Annotated in this window: 9 protein-coding genes; 2 read left to right on the top strand and 7 right to left on the bottom strand. The window is 56.7% G+C overall.

The annotated features are described in order from the left end of the window. Nucleotides 1–34: 34 nt before the first annotated feature. From ACFIOZ_RS14170 to ACFIOZ_RS14200, 7 genes are all read right to left on the bottom strand, one after another. Complete coding sequence (locus tag ACFIOZ_RS14170) at nt 35–10,885, bottom strand: immunoglobulin-like domain-containing protein (RefSeq protein ID WP_386078886.1); 10,851 nt, start codon at nt 10,883–10,885, stop codon at nt 35–37. Nucleotides 10,886–11,092: 207 nt separating this feature from the next. Continuing rightward, the gene (locus ACFIOZ_RS14175) at nt 11,093–11,719 is read right to left on the bottom strand and encodes a response regulator transcription factor (RefSeq protein WP_386078889.1); all 627 of its coding nucleotides are present in this window, start codon (nt 11,717–11,719) and stop codon (nt 11,093–11,095) included. After that, nucleotides 11,719–13,149: an HlyD family type I secretion periplasmic adaptor subunit gene (locus ACFIOZ_RS14180; RefSeq protein ID WP_386084083.1), complete on the bottom strand. Its 1,431-nt coding sequence runs from the start codon at nt 13,147–13,149 to the stop codon at nt 11,719–11,721. Before ACFIOZ_RS14180 ends, ACFIOZ_RS14175 begins: the two co-directional genes overlap by 1 nt. Next, on the bottom strand, nt 13,149–15,326 hold the full coding sequence (locus ACFIOZ_RS14185) for a type I secretion system permease/ATPase (RefSeq protein ID WP_386078892.1): 2,178 nt from the start codon (nt 15,324–15,326) through the stop codon (nt 13,149–13,151). Before ACFIOZ_RS14185 ends, ACFIOZ_RS14180 begins: the two co-directional genes overlap by 1 nt. 165 nt (nt 15,327–15,491) lie before the next feature. Further along, nucleotides 15,492–17,033: a TolC family outer membrane protein gene (locus ACFIOZ_RS14190; RefSeq protein ID WP_386078894.1), complete on the bottom strand. Its 1,542-nt coding sequence runs from the start codon at nt 17,031–17,033 to the stop codon at nt 15,492–15,494. 284 nt (nt 17,034–17,317) lie between these two features. Next, nucleotides 17,318–18,196 (bottom strand): DMT family transporter, encoded by an 879-nt coding sequence (locus ACFIOZ_RS14195; RefSeq protein ID WP_386078896.1) that lies wholly within the window; start codon nt 18,194–18,196, stop codon nt 17,318–17,320. Continuing rightward, nucleotides 18,193–18,462, bottom strand: a complete 270-nt coding sequence (locus tag ACFIOZ_RS14200; protein ID WP_386078898.1) for a SelT/SelW/SelH family protein — start codon at nt 18,460–18,462, stop codon at nt 18,193–18,195. Before ACFIOZ_RS14200 ends, ACFIOZ_RS14195 begins: the two co-directional genes overlap by 4 nt. Before the next feature lie 92 nt (nt 18,463–18,554). Here ACFIOZ_RS14200 and ACFIOZ_RS14205 point away from each other — a divergent pair, with 92 nt between their 5' ends. Both ACFIOZ_RS14205 and ACFIOZ_RS14210 read left to right on the top strand, forming a co-directional pair. After that, entirely contained in the window at nt 18,555–19,868 is a 1,314-nt protein-coding gene (locus ACFIOZ_RS14205) for an MFS transporter (protein WP_386078900.1), read from the top strand. Nucleotides 19,869–20,107: 239 nt separating this feature from the next. Beyond that, nucleotides 20,108–20,533, top strand: coding sequence for a PAS domain S-box protein (locus tag ACFIOZ_RS14210; protein WP_386078903.1), 426 nt, complete (start codon nt 20,108–20,110; stop codon nt 20,531–20,533). Nucleotides 20,534–20,668 lie beyond the last annotated feature (135 nt).

Genomic DNA, 20,668 nt, shown 5'->3' on the forward strand with positions numbered 1-20,668 from the left:
CGGCTATCAAGCTAATCAATAGAACAATGATAGACTATTGGTCGATTTTCAGTTGACCATCCGTAATCAGTTTAGCGATCAAATCCTCTCCATTATTGACCCCAAAGTCACTAAAGGACTTACCTTCAAGAGCTATCTTCTGATCAGCCCCGCTCGGGCTGCCTTGAGAGCTGATATTTAAGACGATATTACCGGCACTGTCTTCCTCTGCAAAGATGTACTCGCTGCTATCCTCACCTTTCAGAAGATCAGAAAGATCGAGCCTATCAGCGTTTTCGTCCGTGCCAAACTGTCCCTGGGTGAAGTCCATTACCTGATCCATCGCTGGCTGGTCTGTCGTACCCTGATCACCAAATTCCCAGGCGAAGGTATCAGCACCAGCTCCTCCAAAGAGGAGGTCATCGCCTTTTCCCCCAACCAGCAGATCGTCCCCCCCCTGACCATAGAGAATGTCGTCTCCCTTGCCGCCATACAACTCGTCGTTTCCGCCGCGCGTATCGCCTGCCACGTTCAGTTCCGCGTTACCGGCTTTGATGTAGTCATACAGTTGCTGCTCGGTAGGTTCTTCTCCACCGTTGCTGACTTTCAAATACTCCTTCAGCGCAGCCATGCCCGAACCGTCTGGCAGTTCACGTCCCGCCCAATCCAGAGCGTCGGTATTGATGGCGTCACCGAAGAGGATGTCGTTGCCATCCCCGCCGTTGACAACGTCATCGCCCAGCTCGTCGAGTTCCGTATTGGTGGAGCCACTTATGAGCACGTTATCAAGATCTTCAGCAGTATCGATCAATGATGGCTGACCAACCTGACCACTGACCAAGTTAGGTGTAGTCAACTTAATATTATCAATATCCAGGTCAGAGTCACCAAAAAAGCTATTGTCTTCAACACTAAAAACTAGCCTGTAAGCGCCCGCTGCAAGATCACTACTTTGGTTATCTGTCCATTCTGACGAAATTGCCAACGCTTTAAAATCGCTTACATCTTCCCAACTTGAACCAGATTGTTTCTGAAGCTTCCACCCAAATTTATCACCAGAGCGTGAGTCATAGGTTCGGTAATCAAACTCAATCAGGCTTCCGCCAACAGATACCTCAAAGGCACTGCTCACTACGAAAGTGGCACCAAAGTTAGTGGAGTCCTGGATCGTCAAGAACTCACCATACGTCTTGGTAACATTGCCTGAAGCGTCACTATTGCTTAGCTTGATCCATTTACTCAAATTATCGAGCTGGTCATTGGATCCTTTAAAGTCCGCCAATGTAAGCTCTGACGCACCAAATGAAACGCTACCTTGCCCCAGCGTCTCAGTGTTATCGAAGAATTTTAGATACTCTTCATTAACGTTATCACTTCCCAAGCCAATACCATGCACAATGCTTATATTCGACAGGGGTGTGAAGGCATCAAGAGCATTCTGTAAATTCCCCTGACTGGTCTGAGAGCCGCTACCATCGCTAGTGGGGTTACCCGACGCATCAAGATGATAGGTTGGATCGCCATCCGTTAGGAAGAAAGTCAGATTCTCATAGTCGTTCCCTTGGCCATCGAACCACTGCTTGGCTTCTACAAAAGCGGCCTCATAGTTCGTACCGCCATTTGCATCCAAGCTATTTATGGCTGACTTAATTGTGCTAAGTGCATCATCCGTATTCGTGATGTCACTCAGCGCCAATAAAGTTTCAGCATTGCTGTCGAAGCTGACAAGCTGGAAGTTGATGGTTCCATCGTGATTGACAAGCTGATCAGCGAGCTTATTAAGTGCATTCTTCAGCATGGTCAATTGATTGGCGATACTCCCTGAAGAGTCCACAATCAACGAGACATTATAGTTCTGACCAGGAGTGGTAACGATTTTATTACCACCCAAGTCACCCAGTAGAACGTCGTCGCCTTGACCACCCTGAATATTGTTATCACCATTATTCGCGGTTTCAAGATCGCCCTTGTACAGCGTCAGGCTGATAGGGACATCAACGTTCTCAAAGTTACCGTTAACGCTAATAACCTCAGCAGTCAGATCGCTTTGGCCATCCGTTTCCACGGAGACACTGCCCTTCCCGTTACGATCAAGATTAACCGTGTACTCTTGACCACCGATATTGACCGTGGCTGTCGGGAAAGTGTCAATGAAGTCGAACTTACTTTCATCGGGTGGATTAGACGTCTCGATTTCAAAGGTGACGTCAGAGGCACCCCCTATACTGGTCGCATCACCGTTCATTACTTCTTTGTAGGCGATTGCGTGGATCAGATAGTCGTCGTCATAGCCGACCGCCGTGAACTCGGCGCTTGTGAATGTGTCGCCGCTTCCCGGTTCAAAGGTATAGGCATTGTCAACGCGGTCAGAGCCGCCCTGCGCCCGCTCAGTCCTGGTTACATCGCCATTGGCGTCATAGTAAGTAACCAAGGCTTCTGTTGATGTACCGCCACCCGAAACAATCGCTGAACCAACAGAGTTTCCGTCTTTGTCAAAGAACTCTACTTTTGCTCGTTCATTGTTGTTCCGCCAAGCGAACTGAACGTCGAAGTTTTTCACCTCGTTATTGAAGTTGACAATGATGCTTTCACTACCTGCATTGCCGAAACCAAGCTCGCTGCTCGCTCCCCCGCCGGTAGTGGCTCCGACCACACCAAATCCATCATGGTTGGTTCCCGTCACTTTGGAAATAGTCCCTTCACTACCATTAGGGTTGGAGGCCGTGACGGTAAAGCTATCGGTATTATCCACATTGCCAACGTTAATGACGGATGTTTTCGTCACAATCGCGCTAATGCTGACGTCTGTGACGTCGCTGTCGTCAACCGTGGTCACCGTGGCGGTGCTGGTCGTGTCGAGGGCTTCGTAGTTGCCACCGTCGGTGCCGCTGATGCTGAGGGTCTGGCTCTCGTCGCCTTGCTGGAAGACGTCGTCCGCCCGGCTGGCGAACGTCACGCTGCCTTCGGTGGCGTTGGCGGCAATGACGATCTGCTCACCGTTGGACAGTGTGATCGTGAGGTCTGTGGCCGGGGCGTTGTTCACGCGGGCGGTGACGGTGATGTCGTTGCCTTCGGTGACGGTCTCCGGGGCGTCCAGGGTGATGGTGGTGACGTCGCTGTCGTCAACCGTGGTCACCGTGGCGGTGCTGGTCGTGTCGAGAGCTTCGTAGTTGCCACCGTCGGTGCCGCTGATGCTGAGGGTCTGGCTCTCGTCGCCTTGCTGGAAGACGTCGTCCGCCCGGCTGGCGAACGTCACGCTGCCTTCGGTGGCGTTGGCGGCAATGACGATCTGCTCACCGTTGGACAGTGTGATCGTGAGGTCTGTGGCCGGGGCGTTGTTCACGCGGGCGGTGACGGTGATGTCGTTGCCTTCGGTGACGGTCTCCGGGGCGTCCAGGGTGATGGTGGTGACGTCGCTGTCGTCGACCGTGGTCACCGTGGCGGTGCTGGTCGTGTCGAGGGCTTCGTAGTTGCCACCGTCGGTGCCGCTGATGCTGAGGGTCTGGCTCTCGTCGCCTTGCTGGAAGACGTCGTCCGCCCGGCTGGCGAACGTCACGCTGCCTTCGGTGGCGTTGGCGGCAATGACGATCTGCTCACCGTTGGACAGTGTGATCGTGAGGTCTGTGGCCGGGGCGTTGTTCACGCGGGCGGTGACGGTGATGTCGTTGCCTTCGGTGACGGTCTCCGGGGCGTCCAGGGTGATGGTGGTGACGTCGCTGTCGTCGACCGTGGTCACCGTGGCGGTGCTGGTCGTGTCGAGGGCTTCGTAGTTGCCACCGTCGGTGCCGCTGATGCTGAGGGTCTGGCTCTCGTCGCCTTGCTGGAAGACGTCGTCCGCCCGGCTGGCGAACGTCACGCTGCCTTCGGTGGCGTTGGCGGCAATGACGATCTGCTCACCGTTGGACAGTGTGATCGTGAGGTCTGTGGCCGGGGCGTTGTTCACGCGGGCGGTGACGGTGATGTCGTTGCCTTCGGTGACGGTCTCCGGGGCGTCCAGGGTGATGGTGGTGACGTCGCTGTCGTCGACCGTGGTCACCGTGGCGGTGCTGGTCGTGTCGAGGGCTTCGTAGTTGCCACCGTCGGTGCCGCTGATGCTGAGGGTCTGGCTCTCGTCGCCTTGCTGGAAGACGTCGTCCGCCCGGCTGGCGAACGTCACGCTGCCTTCGGTGGCGTTGGCGGCAATGACGATCTGCTCACCGTTGGACAGTGTGATCGTGAGGTCTGTGGCCGGGGCGTTGTTCACGCGGGCGGTGACGGTGATGTCGTTGCCTTCGGTGACGGTCTCCGGGGCGTCCAGGGTGATGGTGGTGACGTCGCTGTCGTCGACCGTGGTCACCGTGGCGGTGCTGGTCGTGTCGAGGGCTTCGTAGTTGCCACCGTCGGTGCCGCTGATGCTGAGGGTCTGGCTCTCGTCGCCTTGCTGGAAGACGTCGTCCGCCCGGCTGGCGAACGTCACGCTGCCTTCGGTGGCGTTGGCGGCAATGACGATCTGCTCACCGTTGGACAGTGTGATCGTGAGGTCTGTGGCCGGGGCGTTGTTCACGCGGGCGGTGACGGTGATGTCGTTGCCTTCGGTGACGGTCTCCGGGGCGTCCAGGGTGATGGTGGTGACGTCGCTGTCGTCGACCGTGGTCACCGTGGCGGTGCTGGTCGTGTCGAGGGCTTCGTAGTTGCCACCGTCGGTGCCGCTGATGCTGAGGGTCTGGCTCTCGTCGCCTTGCTGGAAGACGTCGTCCGCCCGGCTGGCGAACGTCACGCTGCCTTCGGTGGCGTTGGCGGCAATGACGATCTGCTCACCGTTGGACAGTGTGATCGTGAGGTCTGTGGCCGGGGCGTTGTTCACGCGGGCGGTGACGGTGATGTCGTTGCCTTCGGTGACGGTCTCCGGGGCGTCCAGGGTGATGGTGGTGACGTCGCTGTCGTCGACCGTGGTCACCGTGGCGGTGCTGGTCGTGTCGAGGGCTTCGTAGTTGCCACCGTCGGTGCCGCTGATGCTGAGGGTCTGGCTCTCGTCGCCTTGCTGGAAGACGTCGTCCGCCCGGCTGGCGAACGTCACGCTGCCTTCGGTGGCGTTGGCGGCAATGACGATCTGCTCACCGTTGGACAGTGTGATCGTGAGGTCTGTGGCCGGGGCGTTGTTCACGCGGGCGGTGACGGTGATGTCGTTGCCTTCGGTGACGGTCTCCGGGGCGTCCAGGGTGATGGTGGTGACGTCGCTGTCGTCGACCGTGGTCACCGTGGCGGTGCTGGTCGTGTCGAGGGCTTCGTAGTTGCCACCGTCGGTGCCGCTGATGCTGAGGGTCTGGCTCTCGTCGCCTTGCTGGAAGACGTCGTCCGCCCGGCTGGCGAACGTCACGCTGCCTTCGGTGGCGTTGGCGGCAATGACGATCTGCTCACCGTTGGACAGTGTGATCGTGAGGTCTGTGGCCGGGGCGTTGTTCACGCGGGCGGTGACGGTGATGTCGTTGCCTTCGGTGACGGTCTCCGGGGCGTCCAGGGTGATGGTGGTGACGTCGCTGTCGTCGACCGTGGTCACCGTGGCGGTGCTGGTCGTGTCGAGGGCTTCGTAGTTGCCACCGTCGGTGCCGCTGATGCTGAGGGTCTGGCTCTCGTCGCCTTGCTGGAAGACGTCGTCCGCCCGGCTGGCGAACGTCACGCTGCCTTCGGTGGCGTTGGCGGCAATGACGATCTGCTCACCGTTGGACAGTGTGATCGTGAGGTCTGTGGCCGGGGCGTTGTTCACGCGGGCGGTGACGGTGATGTCGTTGCCTTCGGTGACGGTCTCCGGGGCGTCCAGGGTGATGGTGGTGACGTCGCTGTCGTCGACCGTGGTCACCGTGGCGGTGCTGGTCGTGTCGAGGGCTTCGTAGTTGCCACCGTCGGTGCCGCTGATGCTGAGGGTCTGGCTCTCGTCGCCTTGCTGGAAGACGTCGTCCGCCCGGCTGGCGAACGTCACGCTGCCTTCGGTGGCGTTGGCGGCAATGACGATCTGCTCACCGTTGGACAGTGTGATCGTGAGGTCTGTGGCCGGGGCGTTGTTCACGCGGGCGGTGACGGTGATGTCGTTGCCTTCGGTGACGGTCTCCGGGGCGTCCAGGGTGATGGTGGTGACGTCGCTGTCGTCGACCGTGGTCACCGTGGCGGTGCTGGTCGTGTCGAGGGCTTCGTAGTTGCCACCGTCGGTGCCGCTGATGCTGAGGGTCTGGCTCTCGTCGCCTTGCTGGAAGACGTCGTCCGCCCGGCTGGCGAACGTCACGCTGCCTTCGGTGGCGTTGGCGGCAATGACGATCTGCTCACCGTTGGACAGTGTGATCGTGAGGTCTGTGGCCGGGGCGTTGTTCACGCGGGCGGTGACGGTGATGTCGTTGCCTTCGGTGACGGTCTCCGGGGCGTCCAGGGTGATGGTGGTGACGTCGCTGTCGTCAACCGTGGTCACCGTGGCGGTGCTGGTCGTGTCGAGGGCTTCGTAGTTGCCACCGTCGGTGCCGCTGATGCTGAGGGTCTGGCTCTCGTCGCCTTGCTGGAAGACGTCGTCCGCCCGGCTGGCGAACGTCACGCTGCCTTCGGTGGCGTTGGCGGCAATGACGATCTGCTCACCGTTGGACAGTGTGATCGTGAGGTCTGTGGCCGGGGCGTTGTTCACGCGGGCGGTGACGGTGATGTCGTTGCCTTCGGTGACGGTCTCCGGGGCGTCCAGGGTGATGGTGGTGACGTCGCTGTCGTCGACCGTGGTCACCGTGGCGGTGCTGGTCGTGTCGAGGGCTTCGTAGTTGCCACCGTCGGTGCCGCTGATGCTGAGGGTCTGGCTCTCGTCGCCTTGCTGGAAGACGTCGTCCGCCCGGCTGGCGAACGTCACGCTGCCTTCGGTGGCGTTGGCGGCAATGACGATCTGCTCACCGTTGGACAGTGTGATCGTGAGGTCTGTGGCCGGGGCGTTGTTCACGCGGGCGGTGACGGTGATGTCGTTGCCTTCGGTGACGGTCTCCGGGGCGTCCAGGGTGATGGTGGTGACGTCGCTGTCGTCGACCGTGGTCACCGTGGCGGTGCTGGTCGTGTCGAGGGCTTCGTAGTTGCCACCGTCGGTGCCGCTGATGCTGAGGGTCTGGCTCTCGTCGCCTTGCTGGAAGACGTCGTCCGCCCGGCTGGCGAACGTCACGCTGCCTTCGGTGGCGTTGGCGGCAATGACGATCTGCTCACCGTTGGACAGTGTGATCGTGAGGTCTGTGGCCGGGGCGTTGTTCACGCGGGCGGTGACGGTGATGTCGTTGCCTTCGGTGACGGTCTCCGGGGCGTCCAGGGTGATGGTGGTGACGTCGCTGTCGTCAACCGTGGTCACCGTGGCGGTGCTGGTCGTGTCGAGGGCTTCGTAGTTGCCACCGTCGGTGCCGCTGATGCTGAGGGTCTGGCTCTCGTCGCCTTGCTGGAAGACGTCGTCCGCCCGGCTGGCGAACGTCACGCTGCCTTCGGTGGCGTTGGCGGCAATGACGATCTGCTCACCGTTGGACAGTGTGATCGTGAGGTCTGTGGCCGGGGCGTTGTTCACGCGGGCGGTGACGGTGATGTCGTTGCCTTCGGTGACGGTCTCCGGGGCGTCCAGGGTGATGGTGGTGACGTCGCTGTCGTCGACCGTGGTCACCGTGGCGGTGCTGGTCGTGTCGAGGGCTTCGTAGTTGCCACCGTCGGTGCCGCTGATGCTGAGGGTCTGGCTCTCGTCGCCTTGCTGGAAGACGTCGTCCGCCCGGCTGGCGAACGTCACGCTGCCTTCGGTGGCGTTGGCGGCAATGACGATCTGCTCACCGTTGGACAGTGTGATCGTGAGGTCTGTGGCCGGGGCGTTGTTCACGCGGGCGGTGACGGTGATGTCGTTGCCTTCGGTGACGGTCTCCGGGGCGTCCAGGGTGATGGTGGTGACGTCGCTGTCGTCGACCGTGGTCACCGTGGCGGTGCTGGTCGTGTCGAGGGCTTCGTAGTTGCCACCGTCGGTGCCGCTGATGCTGAGGGTCTGGCTCTCGTCGCCTTGCTGGAAGACGTCGTCCGCCCGGCTGGCGAACGTCACGCTGCCTTCGGTGGCGTTGGCGGCAATGACGATCTGCTCACCGTTGGACAGTGTGATCGTGAGGTCTGTGGCCGGGGCGTTGTTCACGCGGGCGGTGACGGTGATGTCGTTGCCTTCGGTGACGGTCTCCGGGGCGTCCAGGGTGATGGTGGTGACGTCGCTGTCGTCGACCGTGGTCACCGTGGCGGTGCTGGTCGTGTCGAGGGCTTCGTAGTTGCCACCGTCGGTGCCGCTGATGCTGAGGGTCTGGCTCTCGTCGCCTTGCTGGAAGACGTCGTCCGCCCGGCTGGCGAACGTCACGCTGCCTTCGGTGGCGTTGGCGGCAATGACGATCTGCTCACCGTTGGACAGTGTGATCGTGAGGTCTGTGGCCGGGGCGTTGTTCACGCGGGCGGTGACGGTGATGTCGTTGCCTTCGGTGACGGTCTCCGGGGCGTCCAGGGTGATGGTGGTGACGTCGCTGTCGTCGACCGTGGTCACCGTGGCGGTGCTGGTCGTGTCGAGGGCTTCGTAGTTGCCACCGTCGGTGCCGCTGATGCTGAGGGTCTGGCTCTCGTCGCCTTGCTGGAAGACGTCGTCCGCCCGGCTGGCGAACGTCACGCTGCCTTCGGTGGCGTTGGCGGCAATGACGATCTGCTCACCGTTGGACAGTGTGATCGTGAGGTCTGTGGCCGGGGCGTTGTTCACGCGGGCGGTGACGGTGATGTCGTTGCCTTCGGTGACGGTCTCCGGGGCGTCCAGGGTGATGGTGGTGACGTCGCTGTCGTCGACCGTGGTCACCGTGGCGGTGCTGGTCGTGTCGAGGGCTTCGTAGTTGCCACCGTCGGTGCCGCTGATGCTGAGGGTCTGGCTCTCGTCGCCTTGCTGGAAGACGTCGTCCGCCCGGCTGGCGAACGTCACGCTGCCTTCGGTGGCGTTGGCGGCAATGACGATCTGCTCACCGTTGGACAGTGTGATCGTGAGGTCTGTGGCCGGGGCGTTGTTCACGCGGGCGGTGACGGTGATGTCGTTGCCTTCGGTGACGGTCTCCGGGGCGTCCAGGGTGATGGTGGTGACGTCGCTGTCGTCGACCGTGGTCACCGTGGCGGTGCTGGTCGTGTCGAGGGCTTCGTAGTTGCCACCGTCGGTGCCGCTGATGCTGAGGGTCTGGCTCTCGTCGCCTTGCTGGAAGACGTCGTCCGCCCGGCTGGCGAACGTCACGCTGCCTTCGGTGGCGTTGGCGGCAATGACGATCTGCTCACCGTTGGACAGTGTGATCGTGAGGTCTGTGGCCGGGGCGTTGTTCACGCGGGCGGTGACGGTGATGTCGTTGCCTTCGGTGACGGTCTCCGGGGCGTCCAGGGTGATGGTGGTGACGTCGCTGTCGTCGACCGTGGTCACCGTGGCGGTGCTGGTCGTGTCGAGGGCTTCGTAGTTGCCACCGTCGGTGCCGCTGATGCTGAGGGTCTGGCTCTCGTCGCCTTGCTGGAAGACGTCGTCCGCCCGGCTGGCGAACGTCACGCTGCCTTCGGTGGCGTTGGCGGCAATGACGATCTGCTCACCGTTGGACAGTGTGATCGTGAGGTCTGTGGCCGGGGCGTTGTTCACGCGGGCGGTGACGGTGATGTCGTTGCCTTCGGTGACGGTCTCCGGGGCGTCCAGGGTGATGGTGGTGACGTCGCTGTCGTCAACCGTGGTCACCGTGGCGGTGCTGGTCGTGTCGAGGGCTTCGTAGTTGCCACCGTCGGTGCCGCTGATGCTGAGGGTCTGGCTCTCGTCGCCTTGCTGGAAGACGTCGTCCGCCCGGCTGGCGAACGTCACGCTGCCTTCGGTGGCGTTGGCGGCAATGACGATCTGCTCACCGTTGGACAGTGTGATCGTGAGGTCTGTGGCCGGGGCGTTGTTCACGCGGGCGGTGACGGTGATGTCGTTGCCTTCGGTGACGGTCTCCGGGGCGTCCAGGGTGATGGTGGTGACGTCGCTGTCGTCAACCGTGGTCACCGTGGCGGTGCTGGTCGTGTCGAGAGCTTCGTAGTTGCCACCGTCGGTGCCGCTGATGCTGAGGGTCTGGCTCTCGTCGCCTTGCTGGAAGACGTCGTCCGCCCGGCTGGCGAACGTCACGCTGCCAGTTGTTTCACCAACGGCAATAGTGATCTGTTGACCATTATTCAGTGTAATAACCAACGGGCTACCCTGGGGGGCGCTACCAACGCTGGCGGAAACGGTGATCGGCTCGCCTTCAACGACTTGCTGAGGAACACTTAGAGTAATGACATCAGTTACTCCAGCATCTGGTATTGGTTCTGGGTCAGGAGTAGGCTCTGGCTCGGGAGCCGGTGTTGGCTCTGGCTCAGGAGTTAGCTCTGGCTCGGGCACCTCATCTGCGGTATCTGTTGCAAAAGTACCACCGTCAAATTCAAAAAACTCAGCGCCTTCTAAACCACCTTCAGTGCTAAAGCTTAGTGGGTCAGTTTCTTCGGCGATACGAGCAACACGCACGAAATCGCTACCACCGCCACCACCACCGGCACCACCACCGGCTGCAGTCGCGTCAAGAAGGTCAAGCAGGTCGCCCTCTTCGTCGTCTAGGGCAGCAAGCAGAGCGTCAAGATCATCATCTTGGGCGCTAGCATCTTCAGTAGCAACGATAAGATCGCTAACAAGATCGGCAGTAACAGCCACTTCCTGGCCACCTTCTACTACATTGGCGCCAGTGCCGTCAGCAAAATCTAGTTCTACGCGACCAGTACTGGAAGTAATTAACGTTTCGCCTTCCTGAAGCGTGTCGCCAATTCGCAGTTCACGTAGATTACCCGCTTCATCACGCGCCCATGCTTGGCCTGAAATAGCGATTACCGTTGCAGTTGCCATGTGTCACCCCTGGATCAATGCTTGATCATTATTTGATTCCACTTACCTAGCCTAGCGAGTTAGCACTAGCGAGATTAGCGGTATATGAATCCATCCTAGGGGAGTAGGCAATTAAAAAGTATTGTACCGATGGACAAAAAAATGAGGCCATTTAGGCCTCATTTTGTAACGCAGCGACAACTAATTAACACTATGTTGATAGCTATACTAAGAGCTTAACTGTTCAGCAACAGGCGCTAGCTTAAGAATAAGCTGTAAGCGATCTCGCACGGCAAATTTTTTAAAAATGGCGCTCAAATGTGCCTTTACGGTGCGCTCCGTAATATCGAGCTGCCTCGCCACCTCTTTATTAGTAGCACCACGAGCAACGGCAAGCGCCACACCCCGCTCGCGCTCGGTAAGCAGTTCAAGATATTCACCATGCTGAAATGATCCACCTTGATTGCGCTGCTGTAATGCTTTAAACGAGCCACCAAGCACCTTGGCCAGAAGCTCTTGACCTACCCATACGCCTTGATTGGATACCACCAAGGCCACCTGCTTAAGCAACTCAGGTGCGGCCAGAGAGTGGACATAGCCGCGCGCCCCCAGATCTAAAGCTCTAAGCGCTTCTCGGTCATTCGGCGCATAACTGAGCATGACTGCAACAGCCCCTTCAGCAACAACTAAAGGGACTAACTGTGGCCAATTTTCTACCGTAGTGGAGAGCCATACCAAGTCGTTTGGCTGCGCCGATTGAAGAACCGACTCAGGGTCTGATGAAGCTACATTATCAAATGCTTTTTTCCAACGCGCTTTCAAGTTACCGTCGGTGGTAATAAACCAATGCTTCATCAGCGTTCCCCCATGGAATCACGCCACGCTCTTAAAACAGGCTTCAGCATAAACTGCATCACTGTGCGCTTGCCGGTTACTATATCCACCTGCGCCGTCATGCCAGGGATTACTTGTAGTCTATCGGCGACATTTTCGTTTTCTAAACTGCGCACTCGAACCTGATAGAAGGTATTGCCGTCATCATCAGTAATGGTATCGGCACTAATACGCTCAAGCTCAGCCTGCAAGCCACCATAAATGGCATAATCGTAAGCCGTGAGCTTGATAGTCGCAGGCTGCCCTGGATGCAAAAAGGCGATATCTTGCGGGGCGATGCGTGCTTCAACCAGCAACTGGTCGTCAGTAGGCACGATTTCAACAACCTCTTGCCCTGGCTGGGCAACCCCGCCGATGGTGTTGATGTGGATACGCTGAACGATGCCGTCAACCGGCGAACGAATTTCGGTCAATCGAACGCGATCCTGCAGCCCTGTGCCCGATTGCTGTAATGCGTTTAAGTCACCGAGCGTTTGCGCAAGGTCATTCCGCCACTCACTCCGACGCTCGGCGCTTAGCTCCAGCAGTTGACCCTCGGCTTCTTCGACAGCGGCTTCAAGCCGTGAAACGGCAGCATCAGCCTGGTTACGCTCACCTGTAGCGCTGGACACATCCCTCTGCAGGCGCAACACCTCTACTTCCGAGACAGCCCCCGAAGCCAACAATGGTCGCGTCAAGTTAAGCTCCTGACTGGCCATATTGACCTCACGTTGAGCTGTATCGCGGCGAGCTTGTGCCTCTCGCAGCTCTTCCCGACGCTGACGAATACGGTCATTAAGTACATTTTCCTGTTCACGCAACTCTTCGCGGCGGCTCTCATAAACCTCGCGCTCCTGGGCCACAATATCTGGCACTTCTTGGCGCAGCTCTTCGGAAGGCTCAAACGCAGTGCCTGTTGCCAATGCTCGCAGCCTTTCAGCGCGTGCTTGAAGTGCATAGCGCTGAGCACGGTTTTCACGAAAATCCGAAACGAAACGAGTCGGGTCAATTTGCATCAGCACTTCCCCTGCTTCAACAATTTGTCCTTCGCGAATAAAGATTTGTTCAATAACGCCACCGTCAAACGACTGAATACGCTGCAACTGGCTGGCGGGGATCACCCGCCCCGCTCCGCGGGTCACTTCATCGATAGAGGCGAAATACGCCCACACTAAAAGCGCCACCACGGTCAGCAAAACGGTATACAGGAATAGCCGTGCACGAATGGGCTCTTGCTGCATACGCGCCCAGTCGGTATCGCTTGCCCAATCACGGTTTAAGTGGGCGGAAGAGACACGCTTGGCAAACAGCCGATCCATAAAAGGGCGAAATGGCTTTTGGCCTTTTTCTGAGAAACGGCCAATGGCATCAAAGCCTTTTTGCTCGGAGGTAGAAGAGGATTTGCGCGCCATCACGATGCCCTCCCGATCTGGCCTTTGCGCAATGCTTCGACCACAGTATCCCGCGGCCCATCAGCCACAACCTTGCCGGCGTCCATGACTATAATTCGGTCGACCAATGAGAGGAGCGAGGTGCGGTGCGTCACCACCAGAATCGTTTTTCCTGCAGCCACGTTTGTCAGGTTGGCTTTAAATGCCTCTTCGCTGGCGTTATCCATAGAGCTTGTCGGTTCATCCAACAGCAGAATAGGCGGATCCTGCACCAGCGCACGGGCGATAGCGACGGACTGTTTTTGTCCACCGGAAAGCGCTTGGCCGCGCTCGCCCACTTGCAGATCCACGCCATGGGGGTGGCTATTAACAAGGGACTCCAAACCCGCCAAACCAATTGCACGCAGCAACGCCTCGTCATCAACGCGGTCACTACCGCCACCCGCGACAATATTATCCCGCAGTGACCCTGAAAACAGGCTAACGTCCTGGGGAACATAGCCAATATGGCGGCGTAGCTGCAGTGGATCTAACTGACGAATATCCACGTTATCAACCAGCACCGCTCCCGACGTTGGCTGATAAAACCCCAGCACTAATTTATTTAATGAAGATTTACCGCAACCAATGCGGCCAAGCAGGGCTACTTTTTCACCGGCTTTGACCGTTATCGATACATCCTTCAGCGCTTCACGCTCTTCATTGGGGTAGCGAAGAGTGACTTTCTCAAGACGAATATTGCCAACGAAGCTGGGCTTTTCTACATAAGCTTTGCCCTCATGGCGCTCTACCTTTTTGTCCATTACTGCGTTGAGTGAATCAAGCGCCGTTGAGGATTGATGGTATTGCGCCAGCAGCGCCGCTGCCTGACTGATAGGTGCCATCGCCCGTGAAGAGAGCATATAGGCGGCAATCAACCCGCCCTGGGTGAGGTTGCCTTCGATAATTTGATAAACACCGACAATAATGACGCAGACCGCCACGCTGTGCTGCGCCCACTGGGCCACATTGGAGACCGAGGTACTGACCATTTTTAACTGCGCGCCGGTACGGGAAAGGAAGGCCGATGATTTTTCCCAGTGGCGCTGGATCCGGCTTTCTGCCCGCAGCGCTTTAACATTTTCTAACTGAGAAATCGATTCCACCAACAGCGAGTTACGCTGTGCGCCAACCTCCCAGGTAGTTTGCGAAAGCTCATGAAGTTTTCCCTGAGCAGCCAGGGCGTAAAGCAGCACAAATACAATGCCCACCAATACCGGAAGGACTAGCCAAGGGCTAATCAGCGCGATAATCGCCGCAAACATTAGTACAAATGGAAGGTCGACAATGCCCAAAATAGTCGCAGAACCAATAAAGGCGCGCACCGATTCAAAGGATTGAAGCGTCGAGGTAAACGACCCGGTTGATGCGGGACGCTCTTCTAAACGCAAACCTAATGCTTTGGCCATAATAGAGGAAGAGAGCTTCACATCCGCCCGGCTAGCGGCCAAATCGACAAAGCTGCTGCGCATTAGCCTGAGCACTAAATCAAAGCACAGCACAATAAAGATGCCTATCGCGAGCACCCAGAGCGTTTCCGTTGCCTGATTGGGCACTACCCGGTCATAAACGTTAAGCACAAACAGCGGCATGGCGATGGCAAACACATTAATGGCCACCGACCCGAGCACGATATCGCGATAGAGAGGTCTGTTTTCGCGAATAACGCCCCAAAACCAGTGCTGATCGCGACGCTTCTTGACCCCAGGTTCAGAGGCATTATCGGCGAGAAACTTAGGGCGGACATAAATAGCCTCGCCGCTATAGCCCGCATACAGCTCTTCAAGAGGCAGTTCAACGTTTGATTCAGATAGCTCAGGAAAGATGACGTTTGCTTTTTGCTGCTTGAGATCAATCCCTAACAGCACACACGCCCTACCCGGCTCCAACAAGAGAATAGCGGGAAATAGTGCAGGGTTTAGTGCCGACAGCTTGCTTTTAACAATCCGCGACGTCAGCCCGGCACGGGTAGCGGCCCTACCAAAGACGGAAGGCGTCAGCTTACCCTCCTCCAAGGGTAAGCCCGCTCTAAGGGCCTCTGATGACACCTCGTGCTGATGAAATGAGGCTACCGCTTTCAAACATTCGAGTAACTCATCGCCTAATGGCTGCTCGCCAGCATTTGCAGCGGTCGGCCTTTCCAGCTTGGTTTGTGTCACAAAGACCTCTTTCCCCTAATGCCTATGTAGGCATCTATTTCCCCTATGATTAGCGGAGGCCGCTAATCCATCGCCGCCAAACGACGAATAACTCTGTTTCAGTACAGAGACTATTCACACACATTAGCCGTTAGTGACCAGCGCATCCTCGTGGCCCAATTGCAGCTACTGGGAAATCATAGTTAGCTGCTCATTGTTGGCATAAGACGACGTTAGCGTATCAGAGTGAGTGGGTAACGAAGAAATACCGCGCGTAAAGTCTTCTAAATTAAAGCCACGAGGCCCTTCCGTTCCACAGGCCATCTCATTACTAAGCGTTATATCGTCGTAGCCAAGTTCGGCAAGGCTAGGAATATCGTCGCGCACCACTTCAAGAGTGTGCATAAGTTGCCCCATTGCAGCTAGCGTACGCGCTTGGGCCAAGGTTAAATCAAACTCAGCATTTGCGAAGGCTCGGCTGGCCTCGAAATATTCGTTTTCACTGTCAAGCACGTCCAACAACGTTCGCTGGCCAATATCAAACTGCTGCTGATAAGCCCCGCGAACTCGGTTAATCGACTGACGATGCTCATTTAGATAGCTCAGTTGCTCTTCCAAGCGCTGAGTATCGTTATAGGCAATTTGAGTAGTTTGACGAACATTTGTACAAGCCGCCTCACGTTGATTGACGGCTTGCTCAATCCGCGTGGCCGCCGCATCAAACGCTGCACTATCAGAACCACCGCGATAGAGATTCATGCTAGCAACCAATTGAATACTGTGCTCGTCACTGCGTCCAGCTATTGAGTCGTCTTGATTATTGGTTCCCGTGCGCCCCTGTATATCAAGGCGGGGCATAAAGGCGGCTTTAGCAGCCCCTTGCTCGGCACGTTGCACAGCAATATTTTCAATCGCGGCATGGAAATCTGGGTTCCCTTCAAATGCCATTTCGACAGCTTGGTTAACATCCGTGGGCAGGTCAGCGGCCAAGCTAGGTGCAGGCGACATATTCTGGGGAGGAAGTTCGCCGACGATACGCTGATAGCGCGCCGTTACATCGTGTAGGTTCGACGCCTCGGTCATCAAGTTAGATTCAGCTAACGCCAAACGGCCGCTGATTTGCTCCAGGTCAACGCCACGCCCTGCCCCGGAAAGGGCGCGTTCTTCAATTTGCGAGAACACCCGTTGATGCTCGCGGTAATTATCTTGTGCTAAACGCACCATCTCGCGGTAGCGAAGCACATCAAGATACGTTCGGAAGGCTTCCAGCGTCACTTCTTCACTTGCGCCCAGCAACTCAAAATAGGCAATCAACCGAGTGCGATCCAACCGCTCTACTTCACTACGGGTGGCAAACCCATCAAACACCATTTGGGTGAGTGTAAGTTCCGCAAAGTCACTGCTGTAGCTTCCACGTCCATCATTTTGCTGGTCTTGACGCCCCACTCCTGCAGAGATATCGATCGAAGGCAAATAATTACCCTTTGCGACCCTGACATCGCTACCGGAAGCGCTAAAGTTCGCCCAAGCAGCATTGACATCGGGGTTCGTAATGATCGTTTGCTGAATCGTACTGGGAAGATCGGTGGAGCCTGGTGCGTAGAGGCTAGCGGGAAGAGACTGCGCTAACGCCGTAAGCGGGACACACGCTAACGTGGTCACTGTCAGCGGCTTGAACACATGGTGACAGAAGATTTTTTTGAGTCTCGATACGGCATTTTTGTTCATCGTCAGCGTTCCCTAAAGTATGGCACTCATCGCACACAGCGCATTATTCGTGTGGCCCATTGAGCCATGTTGCGCTATTGCATCAAGCATCAGCTCGCGAAACCTTATCGCTAAGTGAGCCTATATCCCTACGAGCGCCCAATTTTTGAATTAAGTTAGTGGTAGTTAAAACTTAATCAGCCGAGCTTAGCCTAATTTAGTTAATTTCCTACTCATTCTGAGGACATAAAACCAAATGTCACAAAAAATTACAATAAGAACATCACTAAAACACAAAAAAATATTCAGAATTGTTCGCTCTTCTGGGTTTGCTGCAGCCCTAGACCCAGCAGTATCAGCACTAGCCCAATTAACGTCGAAGGCAAAATAGGCTCTCCAACGACCAGGAAAAGTAACAGCAGCGATACTGGAGGTGAGAGAAAAATCAGGTTGGAGACTTTTGCCGTACGCGACACCTTATGCACTGCCAACTGCCATAGAATGAACGCAACCCCCATTTCAAATAGCCCCACATACACTCCAGCACCAAAAGCAGGCCAACCGTGCCATTGGTAACCAGGGCCGAGCAGTAACAATAGGGACAATACAGGCAGGCCTACACTAAAATTTTGCCATTGACCAACGAGCGGTGGGCGTCGATCACGCGCATTAAGTAGCCAATAAAGCGCCCATAGCAACGTCGAAGCAAGTGCCAGCACGACCCCTAGCGGGTCGGCGAAAGAGACATTAAAAACCGCGCCGCGTGTAGCGATGACCCACACGCCAGCGTAGGCGACGAGCCCTGCTGCAATATCCATACGCGTCAAGCGCTGCCCCAGTAATGGCACCGCCAAAAACGCCATCGCCAAGGCCCAAGTGTAATTCAAAGCCATCGCCTCCTGCCCAGGGAGGCGGTCATAGGCGGCGAAGAGCACCAAATAATAGGCCACAGGGTTCATAAGCCCTGCCCAGGCTGCTGTCTTCCAGCCGTTGCGTAGCGCTGTGGCGATATTTCCCTGCTTAATGACCAGCGCCCCCATCAGTGCCCAGGAAACGAGCGCTGCAAGCCACATCAGCTCTAGAGGAGTCATCCAAGCGAGCGCTACTTTAAAGGCCGTTGCCACCGTCGACCATAATGCAACGGCCCCTAAACCAAACAGAATTGCTTGCCGATCCTGATTCATCGGTCGATATGTCCTAAATCGCGACCTGGCTCCAGCTGGTCGCGTACACGCTGCTTGAGAAGCTTGATATCAGGGAATCCACCATCGCGCTTGCGCTCCCATAACAGCACCTCATCACACCAGATCTCGAACGTACCACCATGGGAAGGGGCTAGCGAAACCTCGCTTAACCCCTCACCAAAGGTTGAGAGCAGTTCCTGCGCATACCAGCCACTACGCAGCAACCATTGGCATTGAGTGCAATAACGGATTTGAACACGTGACATCCTGACCTCTGAGTCAAATTAATATGGCATCCTAAGAAGGCATTCTGTCATTTTGAGTTAGCCTGAGATAGGTGGATTAAAAAGGAGCCCCGATGGCCAAACATAACGTTTCGCAAACTCGTCTGTATGAGTGGCTAACGGGCGATGACGACAGCCGCATGTGCGACGACATACCTGAAAGCGCCTGCGACGAACAACCGCGCAATTTTTTTCTTCATGTCTGGGCCTCTTTGGGCAATAAGTTGGCTGACGAGCTGTCGAGCGCACGCTTGGTTTTACCCTGGCTGATGGGCATCATTGGCGCCCCCGTATGGATGGTAGGCCTACTGGTTCCCATCCGGGAGTCAGGCGCCCTGTTGCCACAAATTTTTGTGGCTGGGTTTATCCGGTTAAAGCCCAGGCGCAAATGGGTGTGGGTAGCCGGCGCACTGACCCAAGCATTCGCTGCCTTAGCGCTTGCCGTATTAGCGTTATTCGCCACCGGCACCCTGGGCGGTGCGCTAGTGCTCGCAGCGCTAGTTCTGCTTTCGCTAGCACGTGGATTATCCTCAATTGCCACAAAAGATGTGCTGGGTAAAACCATTGCCAAGCGTCGCCGTGGCACGTTAATGGGCTGGAGCGGCAGTATTGCCGGCGGCGCGACGTTGGCAGCTGGAGCGGTGCTCATGCTGTTTGAAAGCCGCCCCGGCAATGTAGTAGTGGCAATACTGCTAGCCATAGCCGCCAGCGGCTGGCTAATGAATGCCATCGCTGCCGCGCGCATTCAAGAAGCCGCGGGAGCGATAGAGGGAGGAGAGAACGGCTGGGACAGTATTAAACTGGGGCTCTCGCTGCTGAAAGATGACCGCACTTTTTTACACTTCAATGTTGCGCGGGCACTCCTGCTGTCAAGCGCTCTGGCTCTTCCCTATATCGCTCTTCTCGGGCAGAACCAAAGCGGCACTGACCTGGGGGGACTGGGCATACTGATTGTGGTATCGGGACTCGCTGCCATGGTAGCTAGCCCGGTATGGGGAAAACGCGCAGATCAGTCGAGCAGAGGTGTGATGCGCGATGCAGCGATGGGCACCACTATTTGCTGCTTATTGGCCGCCAGCCTGGTTTGGCTCCCCGGTGAATGGACGCACAGCATATGGCCCTATGCAACGATTTATGCCCTGCTCGTCATTGTGCACCACGGCGTGCGATTAGGACGTAAAACCTATCTCGTCGATATGGCAAGCCAAGACAATCGTGCACTTTACGTTGCCCTATCAAACACCTTAACCGGCGTATTAATGCTGCTCGTAGGTGGTTTCATTGGCGCCTTTGCACAGTGGTTTGGTAGCGGAGTATTACTGCTCATTCTGGCGGCTACCGCCGTCGGAGCGATTCTAAGCGCGCATCAATTACCCGAAGTCGAGTAGTATGCCGCTGGCAAGCAATATGAAACACAAGGCTATTTTCAATAAGCCCGCTGGCGTTAGGCTAGCGTTCACGATTGCAATGCATGGCAACGCTCGCCATGATAGGGCCAGATAGCAGTGATGCGTTGGCGCATTTGCTATGCTACCTATAATAAGTGACTGGACATTCCGAAGGTTCACAGGCGTAGAAACGGCTGAGAATCATGGAAAGGACTTGGAGCTGCAACAGGAACCACTTGATGAAACGATCCCCTTTGATCAGCCCGGAGCTGCTTGAACGTATTGTTGACGCATCGGAAGACGGCATTGTCGTTGCCGAACAGGAGGGGGATGAAAATATCCTCATCTACGTCAACAAAGGCTTTGAGCGCTTAACGGGCTACAGTGCGGATGAAATTTTGTATCGCGACTGCCGCTTCTTACAAAACGAAGACCGTGACCAGGATGCGCTAGTCGCTATTCGGGATGCGCTTAAAGATGGCCACCCTTCCCGAGAAGTACTGCGTAATTACCGTAAAGACGGCACCATGTTTTGGAATGAACTGTCTATCACGCCGGTCTATGACGAAGCTGATGAGCTGATGTACTACATCGGTGTGCAAAAAGATGTGACGGAGCGTGTAGAGGCCCAGCTAGCACTTGCGGAGTTACAAAAGCAGCGGTAAGGCAGCTGATCATTAACTTTCTCACTAAAAAAAACTATAAAGCTTGAACTTCATCCCAACTGGCGTTATATAGCGGCAAGGCGCTTGAACTGCGCTAGGCGCTTCACGTTTCGGATAGCATGTGTTTTGAACTGC

This window comes from Vreelandella sp. F11, assembly GCF_042466685.1.
In the GTDB taxonomy this organism is placed as follows: Bacteria; Pseudomonadota; Gammaproteobacteria; order Pseudomonadales; family Halomonadaceae; genus Vreelandella.